The 15,634-nt window shown below is 68.1% G+C and carries 11 protein-coding genes; 6 read left to right on the forward strand and 5 right to left on the reverse strand.

Translation table 11 applies throughout. The annotated features are described in order from the left end of the window. Positions 1-170: 170 nt before the first annotated feature. Positions 171-1,118, forward strand: a complete 948-nt coding sequence (locus QO207_RS21540; protein WP_301534326.1) for an AraC family transcriptional regulator — start codon at positions 171-173, stop codon at positions 1,116-1,118. 88 nt (positions 1,119-1,206) lie between these two features. Here the strand turns inward: QO207_RS21540 and QO207_RS21545 are convergent, their stop codons facing one another. Further along, positions 1,207-2,301, reverse strand: a complete 1,095-nt coding sequence (locus QO207_RS21545; RefSeq protein WP_301534327.1) for a polyamine ABC transporter substrate-binding protein — start codon at positions 2,299-2,301, stop codon at positions 1,207-1,209. Positions 2,302-2,524: 223 nt separating this feature from the next. On the opposite strand from QO207_RS21545, the gene QO207_RS21550 reads away from it, so the two are divergent. Beyond that, positions 2,525-3,313 (forward strand): nuclear transport factor 2 family protein, encoded by a 789-nt coding sequence (locus QO207_RS21550; RefSeq protein ID WP_301534328.1) that lies wholly within the window; start codon positions 2,525-2,527, stop codon positions 3,311-3,313. 17 nt (positions 3,314-3,330) lie between these two features. On the opposite strand, the gene mrdA is transcribed toward QO207_RS21550, so the two are convergent. Next, on the reverse strand, positions 3,331-5,223 hold the full coding sequence (gene mrdA / locus QO207_RS21555) for a penicillin-binding protein 2 (RefSeq protein WP_301534329.1): 1,893 nt from the start codon (positions 5,221-5,223) through the stop codon (positions 3,331-3,333). Between the two features lie 320 nt (positions 5,224-5,543). Between mrdA and QO207_RS21560 the strand changes: the two genes are divergently transcribed. Continuing rightward, positions 5,544-6,302, forward strand: a complete 759-nt coding sequence (locus QO207_RS21560) for a class I SAM-dependent methyltransferase (RefSeq protein WP_301534412.1) — start codon at positions 5,544-5,546, stop codon at positions 6,300-6,302. A 7-nt stretch (positions 6,303-6,309) separates the two neighbouring features. Here QO207_RS21560 and QO207_RS21565 read toward each other — a convergent pair whose 3' ends face one another. Genes QO207_RS21565 through QO207_RS21575 form a run of 3 tightly spaced genes read right to left on the reverse strand, consistent with a single transcriptional unit; the run spans position 6,310 to position 11,262 of the window. Continuing rightward, the gene (locus QO207_RS21565; RefSeq protein ID WP_301534330.1) at positions 6,310-6,714 is read right to left on the reverse strand and encodes a hypothetical protein; all 405 of its coding nucleotides are present in this window, start codon (positions 6,712-6,714) and stop codon (positions 6,310-6,312) included. Between the two features lie 16 nt (positions 6,715-6,730). Continuing rightward, on the reverse strand, positions 6,731-8,338 hold the full coding sequence (locus QO207_RS21570; RefSeq protein WP_301534331.1) for an EAL domain-containing protein: 1,608 nt from the start codon (positions 8,336-8,338) through the stop codon (positions 6,731-6,733). A 47-nt stretch (positions 8,339-8,385) separates the two neighbouring features. Next, entirely contained in the window at positions 8,386-11,262 is a 2,877-nt protein-coding gene (locus tag QO207_RS21575; protein WP_301534332.1) for an autotransporter outer membrane beta-barrel domain-containing protein, read from the reverse strand. Positions 11,263-11,409: 147 nt separating this feature from the next. On the opposite strand from QO207_RS21575, the gene QO207_RS21580 reads away from it, so the two are divergent. The 3 genes from QO207_RS21580 (at position 11,410) to QO207_RS21590 (ending at position 15,630) form a co-directional block, all read left to right on the forward strand. Continuing rightward, complete coding sequence (locus QO207_RS21580) at positions 11,410-13,152, forward strand: response regulator (RefSeq protein WP_301534333.1); 1,743 nt, start codon at positions 11,410-11,412, stop codon at positions 13,150-13,152. A gap of 171 nt (positions 13,153-13,323) precedes the next feature. After that, positions 13,324-14,910, forward strand: a complete 1,587-nt coding sequence (locus QO207_RS21585; protein ID WP_301534334.1) for a bifunctional 3-(3-hydroxy-phenyl)propionate/3-hydroxycinnamic acid hydroxylase — start codon at positions 13,324-13,326, stop codon at positions 14,908-14,910. Between the two features lie 63 nt (positions 14,911-14,973). Then, a complete protein-coding gene (locus tag QO207_RS21590) occupies positions 14,974-15,630 on the forward strand; it encodes a TetR/AcrR family transcriptional regulator (protein ID WP_301534335.1) in 657 nt (218 codons plus the stop codon). Positions 15,631-15,634: the final 4 nt, after the last annotated feature.

A 15,634-nucleotide genomic window follows, 5' to 3' on the forward strand; every position in this document is an offset into this window, starting at 1 on the left:
GCCCGCACCGCTGAACCGTGAATGCGCCGGAGTGCGCTTTACTTGCGTGAGCGTTCAAATTCACCGGCGGCCCGCTCGGCCGTTGCCCAGGCCGCTGGCCGATGCGACCCTGAACGCCACCGACCGCAACAGCGATCCCGGAAGGCACCCGCGATGGAAAGACAGCCGAGATGAATGCATTCCTGCCCCCCAGGTCCGACCCACTCTCCGACTTCCTCCGTGTGGCCGATGCCCAGCTGACCGTGGCCGGTGGCTTCAGCGCCGGCGGCGAGTGGAGCCTGCGCTTCCCGCCGCCGGCGCACCTGAAGTTCTTCGCCCTGGTGAAGGGCGCGTGCTGGCTGCAGATCGACGGCGAGGCAGAGCCGGTGCGGATCAACGAAGGCGACGTGTTCATCCTCTGCTCGCGGCAATCCTTCGTGCTGGCCAGCGACCTGGCGCTGACGCCGCTGGACGCGATGCAGGTGTTCAGCGGCGAAGCCAACGAGCGCACCGCCACCCTGGGCAGCGGCGAGGACTGCATCCAGCTGGGCGGCCACGTGCGCCTGGACCCGACCAGCGAGGAGCTGGCGTTCCGCCTGCTGCCGCCGGTGATGCAGGTGCACGCCGGCTCGCAACAGGCCGGACGGCTGAAATGGCTGCTCGACCAGATCGTCGAGGAACGCACGCAATGGCGGCCGGGCGTCGGCCTGGTGTCGGCGCAGCTCACCCAGCTGCTGTTCGTGCAGACCATGCGCGCCTACCTGGAAGATGCCGACTCGCTGCCCTGCGGCTGGCTGCGCGCGGCCAGCGACAAGCGCCTGGCGCCGGTGCTGGGGCTGATGCACAACGAGCCCGGCCGCGCCTGGCAGCTGGGCGAACTGGCCAAGGTCGCGGGGATGTCGCGCACCAGCTTCGCCGTGCATTTCAAGTCGATCACCGGGATGCCGCCGCTGGGCTACCTGAGCCAGTGGCGCATGGTCCTGGCGCAACAGGCCCTGCGCCGCCGCGACGTGACCATGGCGGAGCTGGCCGCCGAGCTGGGCTTCGCCTCCGAGAGCGCCTTCAGCAACGCCTTCAAGCGCATCACCGGCAGCGCCCCGCGGCACTACCGCAAGCAGTGGCGCGACGCTGCGACGTAAAACTGCGGGCAAAAGAAAACCCGCGTGGCCCCAGGCCACGCGGGTTGCTTCAGGCGGAACGATTCAGGCGAATAGGCTCAGACGGGTATCAGACCCCCGACTTGATCCGGCTCCAGCTGCGGGTGATCAGGCGCAGGATCGACGGGCTCGGCGGCAGGCTGACGTACATGCTCTTGACCAGCTGCGCGTCCGGGTAGACCGCCGGGTTGCCGCTGACCTTCGGGTCCATCAGCGCCTTGGCCGGCAGGTTGGCGTTGGCATAGTGCAGGTAGTCGCTGGTCTTGGCGATCACGTCCGGGCGCATCAGGTAGTTGATGAAGGCATGGGCGCCTTCCGGGTTGCGCGCGTCCTTGGGAATCGCGAGGTTGTCGAACCAGATGTTGGTGCCTTCCTTCGGCACGCTGTACTGGACATCCACCGAACCGCCGGCGTCCTTGGCGCTCTTCTGCGCCTGCAGCACGTCGCCGGAGAAGCCGATGGCCAGGCAGATGTTGCCGTTGGCGAGGTCGGCAATGTATTTGGTCGAGCTGAAGTAGGTCACCGAGGGTTTCAGGCTTTCCAGCAGCTTGGTGCCGGCCTCGTAGTCCGCCGGGTTGTTGCTGTTCGGGTCGCGGCCCAGGTAGTGCAGCGCCAGCGGCAGGATCTTCGCCGGCGAGTCCAGCAGCGCTACGCCGCAGCCCTTGAGCTTGGCCAGGTTCTCCGGCTTGAACACCAGGTCCCAGGAGTCCACCGGTGCGTCGGCGCCCAGCGCGGCCTTGACCTTGGCCGGGTTGTAGCCGATGCCCACGGTGCCCCACAGGTACGGCACGGCGAAGCGGTTGCCCGGGTCGGACAGCGCCACGCGGGCCAGCAGGTCGGGGTCGAGGTTCTTGCGGTTGGGCAGCAGCGCATCGTCCAGCGGGCGGTACACGCCGGCCTTGAGCTGGCGGGCGAGGAAGTCCGCCGAGGGCACCACCACGTCGAAGCCGGAATGCCCGGTGAGCAGCTTGGCCTCCAGCACTTCATCCGACTCGAAGGCATCGAGCACCACGTGGATACCGGTTTCCTTCTGGAAGTCCTGCAGCACGGTCGGCCCGATGTAGTCGGCCCAGTTGGCGAAGTGCACCTCTTGCGGCGCCGCCGCCAACGGCAACGCGACACCGGCCAGCAGGCCGGCCAGACAACCCAAAGCACGCTTGTTCATCTCTACTCCTGGAGCGCGCCAGCTAGCGCGGCGCAATGCGATCGGCAGGTGGGAATGGGCCTTCTTCTATTGTTTTCGGCCCTGGCCGAAAAGTAGGCGCGGCGCCTGCCGGCGTCGTTCTTCCGTGCACGCTCGGAATGCGCCATGCTGCTGCGGACCCGCAACACTGGGCAGGCCGCCCGCTGCGCCCTACCCTGCGGGCCCCGACGGTGGAGGAACGAGAGTGGACGAGGAAACCGAACGCACCCGCGCAGTGGTGACGCGCTACCACCAGTACTGGATGGACCGCGACATCGAGGGCGTGCTGGGCATGTTCCACCCGCAGGTGCAGTACTGCGACTTCTACAACGACCTGGAAATCCCCGCCAGCGAGCTACCCGCCTACATCCGCACGGCCATGCCGCGCAGCGCGCAGCACCGCATCGAGCACATCGACAAGATCCGCGCCGACGGCGACACCGCGTTCATCCAGTACCAGTCGCGCCTGACCCTGCGGCGCAGCAGCCGCCTGGCCTCGTTCCGCGCCAGCGAAGCGATCACCGTGCGCGACGGGCTGATCTGGCGCGTCCACGAATACGCCACCCCCGTGCGCGAACAGCGCGCCGAAGGCCCCGGCGACCAGCAGCGCCTGGGCCTGAGCTCGGCGCAGGTGGGCAAGATGCTGCTGGACATCGAATCCTACTTCGGCAGCGCCCGCCCCTACCTCGACCCGGAAATGGACCTGGAACGCCTGGCCCGCGCCACCGGCTACACGCGCAACCAGATTTCCTACCTGCTCAACCAGGTGCTCGGGCAGAGCTTCTACCGCTACCTGAACCAGGCGCGCATCGTCCACCTGCTCGAACGCCTGCGCGAAGAACCCGCCGCGCGCATCGACGAACTGGCCTTCGCGGTGGGCTTCAACTCGCTGTCGGTGTTCTACCGCTGCTTCCGCGAACACACCGGCCAGCCGCCACGGGCGTACCTGGCGGCGCTGGCGAGCGAGCCCAAGACTGACGACAGCACCGACTGAACGGCGCTGCGCCAGCCTCAGGCATGCTTGTCGCGAGCGGGTTGCTCGGGCGTGGCGTACTTCGGCTTGAGCTTGCCGTCGTCGTCGAGCAGCCAGGCGTCCATGATCTCGCGCACCACCGGGCCGGCAACGCGGCCGCCGGCCTCGCCGTTCTCGATGGTCACCGAGACCACGATCGATGGCGCGCCGGCCGGGGCGAAGCCGACGAACAGGGCGTTGTCACGCTGGCGCTCCTTGGTCTTCAGGCGGTTGTAGCGTTCGCCCTGGCGGATCGCGACGATCTGCGCGGTGCCGCTCTTGCCGGCGATGCGGTACTGCGCGCCCTGCCCCGCCGCCCGCGCGCCGCCGCCCGGATCGTGCATGACCAGCTGCATGCCGTAGTTCACCGCATCCCAGGCATGGGGGTCGTGCAACTGGATATCGGGCATCGGCTGGTTGTCGACGACATCTTCGCCGCCCACCGACTCGGCCAGGCGCGGCCGGTGCCAGACGCCCTTGCTGGCGATCAGCGAGGTCGCCTCCGCCAGCTGCAACGGCGTCACCTGCATGTAGCCCTGGCCGATGCCGAGGATCACCGTCTCGCCGGGGTACCAGACCTGCCTCCGCGTCGCGCGCTTCCACTCGCGTGAGGGCATCAGCCCGGTGGACTCCTCGTCCATGTCGATGGACACCTTGCTACCCAGGCCGAAGCGCGTCAGGTAGTCGTGCATGCGGTCGATGCCGAGCTTGTGCGCGACGTCGTAGAAGTAGGTGTCGTTGGAGCGCTTGATCGCCGTGTCGAGGTCCACCCAGCCGTCGCCGCTGTGGTTCCAGTTGCGGTACTTGTGGTCGTAGTTGGGCAACTGGAAGTAGCCCGGATCGAACACTCGCGTGGCCGGCGTGATGGTGCCGGTATCCAGCCCGGCGATGGCCACCACCGGCTTGATGGTTGAGCCCGGCGAATAGAGCCCGCGCAGCGCCCGGTTGAACAGCGGCCGGTCGATGGAATCGCGCAGTTCGGCGTACTGCGCCGAGCTGATGCCGTTGACGAACAGGTTGGGGTCGAAGCTCGGATTGCTGACCATCGCCAGCACCTGGCCGCTGTTCGGGTCCAGCGCTACCACCGAGCCACGGCGATCGCCCAGGGCCTTCTCGGCGGCCTGCTGCAGGTCGACGTCCAGGCCCAGCACGATGTTCTCGCCGGCCACCGGTGGGACCTTCTTCAGCACCCGCATCACGCGGCCCTGGGCGTTGGTCTCGACTTCCTCGTAGCCCACGTGGCCGTGCAGCTGCGACTCGTAGAAGTGCTCGACGCCGGTCTTGCCGACGTATTCGGTGCCGCGGTACTCGGTGCTGTCCAGGCGTGCGGCCTCGCGCTCGTTGATGCGCCCGACGAAGCCGACCGAATGGGCGAAGTGCTCGCCGTAGGGGTAATGGCGGATGAACTCGGCGTCGACGTCGATGCCCGGCAGCTTGTAGCGATTGACCTCGATGAAGGCGATCTGCTCCTCGCTGAGGTCATGCAGGATGGTCACCGGTTCGAACGGATGGCGGCTCTTCTTCAGCGCCTTGTCGCACTGCTGGCGCTGCTCGGCGGAGAGATGAAGAATCTCCGTCACCTGGTCGAGCACGTCTTTGGAGTTACCCGCGCGCTCGCGGGTCAGGGTGAGGTTGAAACTGGGCAGGTTCTCGGCGAGTACCTTGCCCTTGCGGTCGAAGATCAACCCGCGTTCCGGCGCAATCGGCAGCACGTGAATGCGGTTGTTCTCGGAGACGGTGGCATTGGTCGCGTAGTCGGTCACCTGGAGGAAGTACATCCTCGCCACCAGGGTCACGCTCATCAGGGCGACCAGTGCCCCGCAGGCCACCAGGCGTCGATTGACCAGCTTCGACTCCTGCTGATGGTCCTTGAGTTTGATCGGATCGTGCATCGCATTTCCAGAAGCGCCACACCGATTGCGCGCCAGCAGACGCACCCCGTCAGGCGGGGCTTACCGATCGATGCGGCCCTGTTGCAGCAGGTTCATGAGGAAGTCGCCGGCGGCCGAAACTGGCGTGGTGGTGACTGTCAGATGGCATACCGGCGCGGCATGGTAGCAGCCGAGGCCGCCACTGGCACGCCGCTATCCGACCGACAGCGCTCGCAGCAGTTCACCCACGTGCCAGGCCGGACGTCCGAATTCACCGACGCGCGCCCGCCTTGAGGTACCATGCCGCGCCGAAAATCCCGTCGCCCTGCTACTGGCCGCCTATGTCCTCCAACGCGCTGTACACCGATCTGTCTTCCTATTACGACCTGATGTGCGCCGACATCGACTACCCGGCGCAGAGCCACTGCGTGCGCCGGCTGCACCAGCTGTTCGGCAACCCGCCGGCCGACCGACAGGACAAGCGCCACCTGGACCTGGCCTGCGGCACCGGCCCCCACGTGCGGCACTTCCTCGATGCCGGCTACCGCAGCGCCGGCCTGGACATCAACCAGCCGATGCTCGACATCGCCAGCCAGCGCTGCCCCGAGGCGCGCTTCAGCTGCCAGGACATGGCCGATTTCCAGGTGGACGAGCCGCAGGACCTGATCACCTGCTTCCTCTACTCGATCCACTACAACGCCGACCGGGAGAGTCTGCGCGCTTGCCTGGCCAGCGTGCACCGCGCCCTGGCCGACGGCGGGGTGTTCTGCTTCAACTCGGTGGACAAGTTGCAGATCGACAACAACTCCTTCGTGCGCCATGGCGTGGAGCACGCCGGCAGCCAGTTCAGCTTCGGTTCCGGCTGGTACTACGCCGGCAGCGGCGAACGCCAGGCATTGCGCCTGAGCATCGAGAAAACCACTGACGGCGTGACCCAGAGCTGGCAGGACGAACACCCGATGGTCGCCCTGAGCTTCGCCGAGCTGCAGCAACTGCTGCAGCCGTATTTCGAGGTGCAGGTGTTCGAGCACGACTACGAGCGCATCACGCCCTGGGGCGGTGCATCCGGCAACGCCCTGTTCGTCTGCGTGAAGCGCTGAGCGCCGCTCACTCGATGGCGACGTGGATGCTGTAGTCCACCTTAGTGCCGCGGCGCGCCGTGGCGCGCATCTGGTACACCTGCACGCTGTAGGTCCCCGAGCTGGGCAGCGCGCCGCTCCAGTCCTGGCCGACCGCACCGCTGCCCAGGGCGGTGGCTTCGCCCGGCTTGTCGCCCGGCGCAAAGACGTTGAAGTTGGCGTTGCTGCTGCCGCTGACGCCGACCTTCATGTGCTGCCCGGCCTTCGCCGACAGTGTGTAGAGCACCGTGTCGTAGCCCTTGAAACTGCCTTTCATCACGGTGCTGCTGGCGCCCTTGGTGAAGTGCACCGGGACAGTGGTGACATTGTCGGCGGCCAGCGCCAGTGCGGGGCTGGCACTGAGCAGGCAGAACAGCAGCAGGGAAGTTTTCATGACGGTCATCCAGTGATTAACGATGGGGTTGGCAGGCCGCTTGGCCGGTGAAAAGAGGCTCGCAGCCGGGTGAGGACGCGGGCGCCTGGCTGGCAGCGACGAAGGCCAGGAACGCCGGCAGCGGCATCGCCTTGCCGAACAGCCAGCCCTGCCCGTACTGCACGCCGCGCAGGCGCAGGTATTGCAGTTGTTCCTGGGTCTCGACGCCCTCGGCCACCAGTTCCAGCTGCAGGTGGCGCGCCAGGGCGATGGTGTGATCGGTCACCGGGCAGCCTGCATTCTGCTCCAGGGACTGTACGAAGGAACGGTCGATTTTCAACAGGTCCAGTGGCAGGCGCTTGAGGTATTGCAGGCTGGAGTAGCCGGTGCCGAAGTCGTCCAGCGCTACCCGGTGCCCGGCCTCGCGGCTGACGGCCAGGGTGCGGCGCGCCTCCTCGATATTGATCAGGCAGCTTTCGGTGACCTCCAGCCAGACCGCGGCGGCACCGATGCCGGCCTTGCGCATCGCTTGCGCCAGGTACGGCTGGTAGTGCCCGGTGGCCACGTCGCGGGCCGAGAGGTTGAGCGAAACATGCTCCAGGCGCCCACTGGCGAGGCTGCTGCCGAGGTCCGCACAGGCCGCCGCGATGACCTGCTCGGTGATCGGCAGGATCAGCCCGCTGGACTCGGCCAGCGGCAGGAAGGTATCCGGCATGCTCACCGAACCGTCTTCATGCAGCCAGCGCACCAGGGCCTCGGCGCCGACGCAGCGGCCGTCGCGCAGGTCGATGATCGGCTGGTAGAAGGCGCAGAACTCGCCCTCCGCCACCGCCCGCATCAGGTCGGCCAGCGGCGACAGGCGCTTGCGCGTGTGGCGCACCACGGCCCAGACCCACAAGCCCGCCATCGCCAGGCCCAGCGGCAGCAGCAGAAGCTGTTCCTGCCAGAGGTCGCTGAGCATTTCCTTGCGACTGACCGCGGCGACCGCCTGCCAGTTGCCGCGGGTGATCCGCGTATAGACGTAGCCATCCTTGAGCCCCGAAGCTGGCGCGGCATGAATGCGCGTCAGTACGCGGGCGAACCCCTCGGCCGGCTCGCCCAGCCAGCGTCCGTCGCGGGTGCCCAGTGCCAGGCTGACGCCCGGTTCGAGGGAGGTTTCGAGGAAGTGCTCGGGGTCGATCAACAGGTGGAAGGCGGCGTATTGCAGAGCCAGCATCGGCTTGGCCGGCACTTCGCGCGGCTGAACGTTGATCGATACGCCCACGCCGTCCTGCGTCTGGAAGTCCTGCGCCCAGGGCGTCACGTTCTTGCCGATCGGCCCCCAGGAGCTGCAGAGGAAGATTTCCTCTTCGACATAACCCACCGACTTCACCGCCACGGTGTCGATGGCGACCAGGCGCATCTGCTCGATGCTATCGACCGAGCAACGCGGCAGCGGCGAATCGTGCAGTGAACGCAGCGCCTGGGTGGCCTTGGCGAAGGTGCTGTCGGCGCGGCTGGAGGCAAGGCTGGCGAGCAGTTCCAGGCGCTGTTCGGTCTGTTTGAGGACCAGCGTCCAGGTCAGGTAGGCGGCGCCACCGAGGATCAGCGTGGCGCCCAGCAGGCCGGCGAAGACACCGGTGCGGATGATGCGAGCGCGTGGCATGGGATGCTCCAGAGGGCGCACGGCGTGCGCCCGAGCGGAATGAGCGGCTACCAGAGGTAGCGGTAGCCGAGGGTCAGCGAGAGCGGTTGCTCGATCTCGTGACCGTTGGCGTAGTGGGCCTCGACCATCACCTTCTGGTGAGAGCTGAGGAGCAGCGAACCGCCAGCGCCCAGCTCGGCGCGCGAGCCCGGCAGTTGGTTGTCCAGGGCGTGGCCGTTGACCTCGACCGTGCTGTCGCCGGCCAGTTCGTCGATCCACGAGGCGCTGAGATAGCCCTGCACCTGGGTGCCGGAGTCCAGCTGCCAGTTGCGCCCGGCGCGGCCGCCTGCGCGGGCCTGTACCGAGTCCACGGCGTCGCCGTCCACTTCCAGGTCGTCGCTGCTGGTGTACTGCGGCCCTTGCAGGTGCGCGCCGGCCAGCTGTATCTGCGGCTCGACGAACCAGCCCTGGCCCAGCTGCAGGGTGCGGCCCAGCTCGACGCTGGCGCCGTAGGCGTCGGCGTCGTAATGGCCGCGTACCTGCCCGCCGACATTGCTGGGAACCTTGACCTCGCCGCGTAGATGGTCGGCCTTCAGCACGGAGTCCAGGTACCAGCCGTCCTCGCGGACGTAGGTGACGTAGAGGCCGATGCTGCGGCTGTCGAGATCGCCGGAGCTGTGCTCGCCGAAGTCCTGGTCGGAGTGGCCGACCCCGAGCATGCCGCCGACATAGAGGGTGCCGTCGCCTTGCTCGAAGGCGCGGTCGGCACCGATCTCGGCACCGCTGAGGTTCTGCTCGAAGGCGCGGCTGTCGCCGTTGTCCACGTTCAGCCGGCCGCCCATGGCGCGGGTCCAGAGGCCGCCCTGGTCATGGCCCTGGCGCAGGTCGCCGAGGCGCCGGGTCAGGGTGCCGAGTTCGTTCTGCCAGAGATTGGCAGCGGCGGTCTGCATCCCCAGCGCGGCGTTGGCGCCCTTGGACAGGCGCTGCGCCTGGTTCGCCGGGCGCATGGCCGGGGTCAGCGTGCTCATCGGTACGGTGGCGGTCTGGCTCGTGGTCTGGGCCGTGGTCGCAGCCTGTTGCGCCGGCTGCTGTGCCGGAGTCAGGGCAGTCATCGGTAGTGTGGAGACTTGGGGCTGCGGCACCTGTTGCGGGTGCAGCGACGGGTTCAGCGCGGTCATCGGCACCTGGCTGCCGTTGGGCACTGGCACCTTCTGCGGTTGCAGGGCGGGTGTCAGCGCCGTCATCGGAATGCTGGAGCCGTTGGGCACCGGCACTTGCTGCGCTTGCAGCGCCGGGGTCAGCGTCTGCATCGGTGCCAGCTGGCCGGTCTGCACCAGGTACCAGTCATTGCCCTGTTGCTGCAGGCCATAGCGGAAAGCGCCGGCGTCCACATGGCCGCCCAGCAGGCTGAACTGCCCGGCGCCACCGCCGGTGCCGACCAGCTTCAGCGGCGCGCCCTGGGCGTCCCTGCCGCTGTCGGCCACCAGGATCTCGTGGCTACCCTGGGCCTGGCCCAGCACCTGCAGCAGGTCACCCTGGGAGGTGGAGAGATCGGTCTTCATGCGGAAGCGTCCGCTGCCGCTGAGGTCGCCGTTGACCGTCAGCACCTGGTAGCCGGAGCCGCTGAAGAACAGGGTGGTGTCCTGCAACTTCAGGTTGCTGACGGCGGAGTCACCGTCGAAGGCCCAGGTTGTCGAGCGCAGGTCCATGTCCAGCCGGCCACGGGCCGGGTCCGCCAGCAGGCTGTTGCCGCGCAGCGCGCTGCCGTCCGCGCTCAGCTGCAGTTGGCCGTTATCGGAAACGCTGGCGAGTGTCGGCGCGTCGACCGTACTGCCGCTCAGGCTGGATTGCAGCGCGCTGTCCGCCGCCACGGCAAAGGCCGGCCCGCCGCTGGAATTCATCCGGGTGCCCTGCACGGTCGCCTGGCCGTGGCTGCCGTCAGTGGTTTCGATCAACGCCCGCTGGCCGGTCAATGCGGTGTCGGTCAGGCTCAGTTGGCCGACGCCGGAACTGCCGGTGAAGCGGGCGGTGCTGCCATCGACATTGGCCACCGAACCCTGCAGCACGCTGATGCTGCTATCACCGTCGATGGACAGGGCCGGCGCCTGGGCGCCGACGCTCAGCACCTGGGTGCGCACCAGGCCGATGCTGCTCATGCGTGCCCACGCGCCTGCTGCCTGGCTGCCCTCGGTGAACAGAGTGCCATCGCTCATGTCGAGCACCGAACCGTAGGCCGCACTCAGCGCGGCGGCGTTGTCGCCTTGCGTGTGGACAGTGCTGCCCTGGCTAAGGGCGGCGCGGCTGCTGCGCAACGAGACGCCCTCGCTGCCGACGCCCTCGGTGAGGACGCTGGTGTTGACCAGCGACAGCGGGCCACTCCCGGACATGCCCACGCCGGCGCTTTCGGCCTTGTGCGTGTGGATCGCCGAATCGCTGACGTTCCCGGGCAACACGTTGCCCTCCTCCAGGATGCCTGTACTGCTGGTTTCGAAGGTCTCGATGGTCGAGCGTTGCACCTGCAGACCGGACTGTGCCCCGACCTTGATGCCCTGGCTGACGATGCCGCGGGTGACCAGGCTCGAATCGACCAGTTGCAGGTCGCTGCCGTCCAGGTGAATGGCCGGGCTGCTGGCGCCCAGCGTCTGCGCGTCGATGGCCGCCGCATCCAGGATCGCGCCGCCAATGATCTCCAGCGCACCGCCGCTGCCGGCGTTACGCAGCACTTCATCGCGCAGGGAAAAGTCCGTGCCCTGCACGCTGATGGCCGGGCCGTTGTCGGGGATGGCCACGCTGCCCTGCGCCAGCGCGTGGGGTTGTGCGCTGGCGGCGCTGAAGACCTGGGCCGTGGTGAAGTCTGCCGCCAGCGCCGGGGCGGCGATGAGCATGGCGATGATCAGCGCCAGTGGTGTGTGGGAAAGGTTGGGACTGCGTGTGAGGGGTTCCATGGCGAGTCACCTTGGCAAGAGCGGATGACGCCATTCTTGGCGGGCCCGGGCAAAGTGAGGATGCGAAAACCAGTCACGTTTTGTAGGAAAATGATTACACGACAGAACTCGCGTGCCCTAGAGTGAATGGCAGCCCAGGGGGAAGAGATGGCCCGGATACTGATCGCCGACGAACACCCGATGACCCGCTACGCCGTGCGCATGCTGCTGCAGGCCGAGAAACACACGGTGGTCGGCGAGGCCAGCAACGGCCTGGAAGCGCTGAGCCTGGCCACGCGCCTGGCGCCGGACCTGCTGATCATCGATATCGACCTGTCGCAGCTCACCGGGCTGGACGTCATCTCGCGCTTGCGCGCCCGTGGCCTGAGCCTGCCGATCCTCGGCTACAGCACCCAGGACTCGGAGCACTACGTCGGCCGCTTCCTGCAGGTCGGCGCCTCGGGCTTCGTCAGCAAGCACCAGGACATCGACAGGCTCAAGGAAGCCCTCGGCGTGGTGCTGCGCGGGCACAGCTACTTCCCCAGCGAGATGCTCGGCAGCGTGCACCGCGGCAGCCTGCACGAGAACGACGCCGAGCGCGTGGCCGCGCTGTCGAACCGCKAGCTGAGCGTGCTCAGCCTGCTCGCCAGCGGCTACAGCAACCAGGAGATCGCCCGCGAGCTGACCATCAGCGAGAAGTCCGTCAGCACCTACCGCGCGCGCATGCGCAGCAAGCTCAACCTCTCCAGCATGCTCGACCTGATCGACTTCGCCCGCCGCAACCGCCTCGCCGCCCCCGCCAGCCAGACCCACGGCAGCGCCGCCGACGAGGGCGAGGCGCCGCTCTGGCGCTCCATGGTCGAAAGCCTGCCGGCGGCCTTCTACGTGCGCGACACCGAGGCCCGCCTGGTGTACGCCAACCCGGCGCACCTGGCGCTGTACCAGGCCGAACTGGACGACGTGCTCGGCACCCGCACCACCGAGGTGGACTGGTACCAGCCGGGCGACGCGAAGAACATGCTGCGCTTCCTGCAGCGCGCCATCGCCGAGGAGAAATCCTTCAGCAAGGACATCGAGCTGAGCGTGCACGGTGAACGCCGTGTGCTGCACCACTGGGGCACGCCCTACCGCGACGGCGACGGCACCCTGCTCGGGATGATCTGCTGCAGCACCGACATCACCGAGCGCTACGACCAGCTCAACGAACTGCGCAGCCGCGCCGAGGCCGGCGAGCTGGCGCACCAGCAGCTGACCGACCTGTTCACCAGCGCCACCACCCACCTCAACGAACGCATCCAGGCCCTCGCCGAGCAGTTGCAGGAACCGAACGCCGGGCAGCTCGACCAGGCCCGCGCCATCCTCGAGGAACTGCGCCTGCACGGCGCCTCGCTCAAGCGCGCCCTGATCGCCCAGGACGACGTCCCGCTGCAGGCGGCACGCCTGGACGAGCTGGCCGCGGAGCTGGTCGATGAACTGCGCGGCCGCGCCGAGCAGAAGCAGCTGCGCCTGCAACTGGACAGCGACAGCCGTTCGCGGCAGGCCGTGCTGGTGGACGCCCGCTCCCTGCGCGAGGCCCTGCGCCACCTGCTGCTCTACGTCATCGAGCTGACCGACCAGGGCAGCGTGCAGCTGCGCCTCGCCACCAGCCAGAAAGCCGAAGGCCTCGGCGTGCGCCTGAGCCTGGAGGGCGTCGCGCCCGCCGGGAAAAAGGAGCTGCGCGCCTACTCGCTGTCCGAACTGACCATGGACCTGCCCGCGCGCAACCCGGCGCGCAACAGCCTCAGCCTGAACATCGCCCAGCACCTGATCAACAGCCTCGGCGGCGAACTCCACGTCAGCCACCTGGCCGGCCAGGGTTGCAGCGCCAGCGTGCACCTGCTGCTGGCGCGGGCGGAAAAACACCCCGCCTGATCCACTCACGCCACCCTCGATTCAGCCGAGCAGGCAGCCGCGCCGGCGCCTGTCGCGCGCCCAGGGAAATTAATTGGCGAAATAACCAATATTGAATATTTCGTCAATATTGGTAAATTCCGCTGACCCGGATGCGTGCACCGGGCACCCTCCACTTGATCGGGCTACTCCATGCATAACAACAATCAAGCTGTTCCCGAATCGGTCGACGTCCTGGTGATCGGCAACGGTCCCGTAGGGGCGACGCTGGCCGCCCTGCTGGGCCGCTATGGCGTCGACACCCTGGTCGTCGACAAGGCCCACGAAGTCCTGCTGATGCCCCGCGCCATCGCCCTCGACAACGAAGCGCTGCGCATCCTCCAGCTGGCCGGGCTGGCGGAGGACGCCTTCGACACCGTGGTCATCCCCCATGTGAAGATGCACTGCCCCATCGTCGGCCAGTTCGGCCAGGCCAACACCCACGGGCGCATCGACGGCCACCCCAAGCTGGTGACCTTCTACCAGCCTGACCTGGAGCAGGCCATGCGCCGCCAGGCCCAGCGCTTCGCCAACCTGCGCTGCCTGGGCGGGCTGGAGCTGCTGGAGTTCGTGCAGGACGAGACGGGCGCCAGCGCCACCCTGCTGGACGAAAACGGCGAGCACCACCAGGTGCGCTGCAAATACCTGGTCGGCGCCGACGGCGCCAGCTCGAAGGTGCGCGGGCTGATCGGCCAGGAGTTCGCCGGCCAGAGCTACGCCGAGGACTGGCTGATCGTCGACGCCGGCGCCCGCGAGGGCCACGCCATCGATCACGTCGAATTCCTCTGCGACCACCGCCGCCCCACTCCGCACATGCCCGCACCGGGCGGCCGCGAGCGCTGGGAGTTCATGCTGCGGCCGGGCGAGACGCGCCAGCAGATGGAAGACCCCGCGCAGATCTGCCAGCTGCTGGCACCCTGGATCGAGCCGCAGCAGCTGAGCATCGAACGCAAGGCGGTGTACCGCTTCCACGCGCGCTGCTGTGACAGTTTCCAGCAGGGCCGGGTGTTCCTCGTCGGCGACGCCGCGCACATCACCCCGCCCTTCGTCGGCCAGGGCCTGGTCGCCGGCCTGCGCGATGTCGCCAACCTCGCCTGGAAGCTCTGCTGGGTACTACAGGGGCGCGCCAAAGCGCAGATTCTCGACAGCTACGACGAGGAGCGCCGCCCCCATGCCCGCGAGATGATCGACCTGGCGCGGCTGATGGGCAGCCTGGTGATGCCGCGCAACGCCCTGGTGGCAGCGCTGGTCCACGGGCTGATGAAGACCCTGCGGATCATCCCGGCGGCGCGGCGCTACTTCGACGAACTGGATATCAAGCCCAAGCACCGTTACGCCCGTGGCCTGTTCGTCGGCTCGCGCGGGCGGCGCGCGCCGCAGAACGGTGCGCTGTTCCCCCAGGCCTGGGTGCGCAGCGCCGGCCAGGTGCGCCTGAGCGACGAGCTGCTGGGCGACCGCCTGCAGCTGGTGGGCCTGGGCACCGACCCGCGGCGCTGGCTGAGCAGCAGCGAACAGGCGCGCTGGCAGGAGCTGGGCGGCGATTTCCTGCAGATCGGCTACGGCTATGGCCAGGCGGCCGGCGCCGGCGATTTCGCCGATTCGCTCGATGGCAGCCTGCTGCAGGCCTGGTCCAGGCCAACCCTGGCGGTGGTGCGTCCGGACCGCATCATCATGCACCAGGGCGCCCCGCAGCAGGCGGCCGAGCTGCTACGCCAGTGCGAGGCGCTGCTGCGTGCATGAGCCGATACCGACCACCGGCGCGCTTCCCGTATCATGGCCGGCCTGTACAACCTGGGCCGCGCCATGACTGACCGAACCCCGCCGACCGCCAGCGACGACTGCGCCCCGCTCAGCCGTGGCCACAAGAAGCGCGCACGCACCCGCCAGGGCCTGCTCGATGCAGCCCTGCGCGTGTTCGCCCGGCAGGAGATCGCCGCCACGGTATTCCAGGACCTGGCCGCCGAGGCGCAGGTGTCCACCGGCACCATCTACAACTACTTCAAGACCCGCGAGGAGCTCGCCGAGGCGGTGGGCATCTCGCTGGCCGGCGAGTTCTCCGAGGCCATCACCCGGCTCAGCGACGGTATCTCCAGCGGCTCGCGGCGCCTGGCCATCGGCGTGCGCCTGTTCGTGCTCAAGGCGCAGGCGGATGTGCAGTGGGCCAGCGCGCTGGCGCGGCTGATCCACTTCGACCGTGCCATGCACGTACAGCTGACGCAGAACGTCCTGCACGACCTGCGCGCCGGGGTCGAGGAAGGGGTTTTCAGCTACACCGACGAAGACCTTGCCCTGGACCTGGTGGTGGCCTGCGCCACCGGCGCCATGCGCGCGGTGATGGAAGGCCGCGCGGTGCCCGAGCACGACGTGAAGATCACCGAGATGGTCCTCCGCGCCCTCGGCGCCAGCCCGGCGAAGGCCAGGAAGATCGCGGCGCTGCCGCTACCTCCGTCCCTCCCCTGAGGCC

Source organism: Pseudomonas sp. CAN1 (genome assembly GCF_030462585.1).
Taxonomy (GTDB): domain Bacteria; phylum Pseudomonadota; class Gammaproteobacteria; order Pseudomonadales; family Pseudomonadaceae; genus Pseudomonas.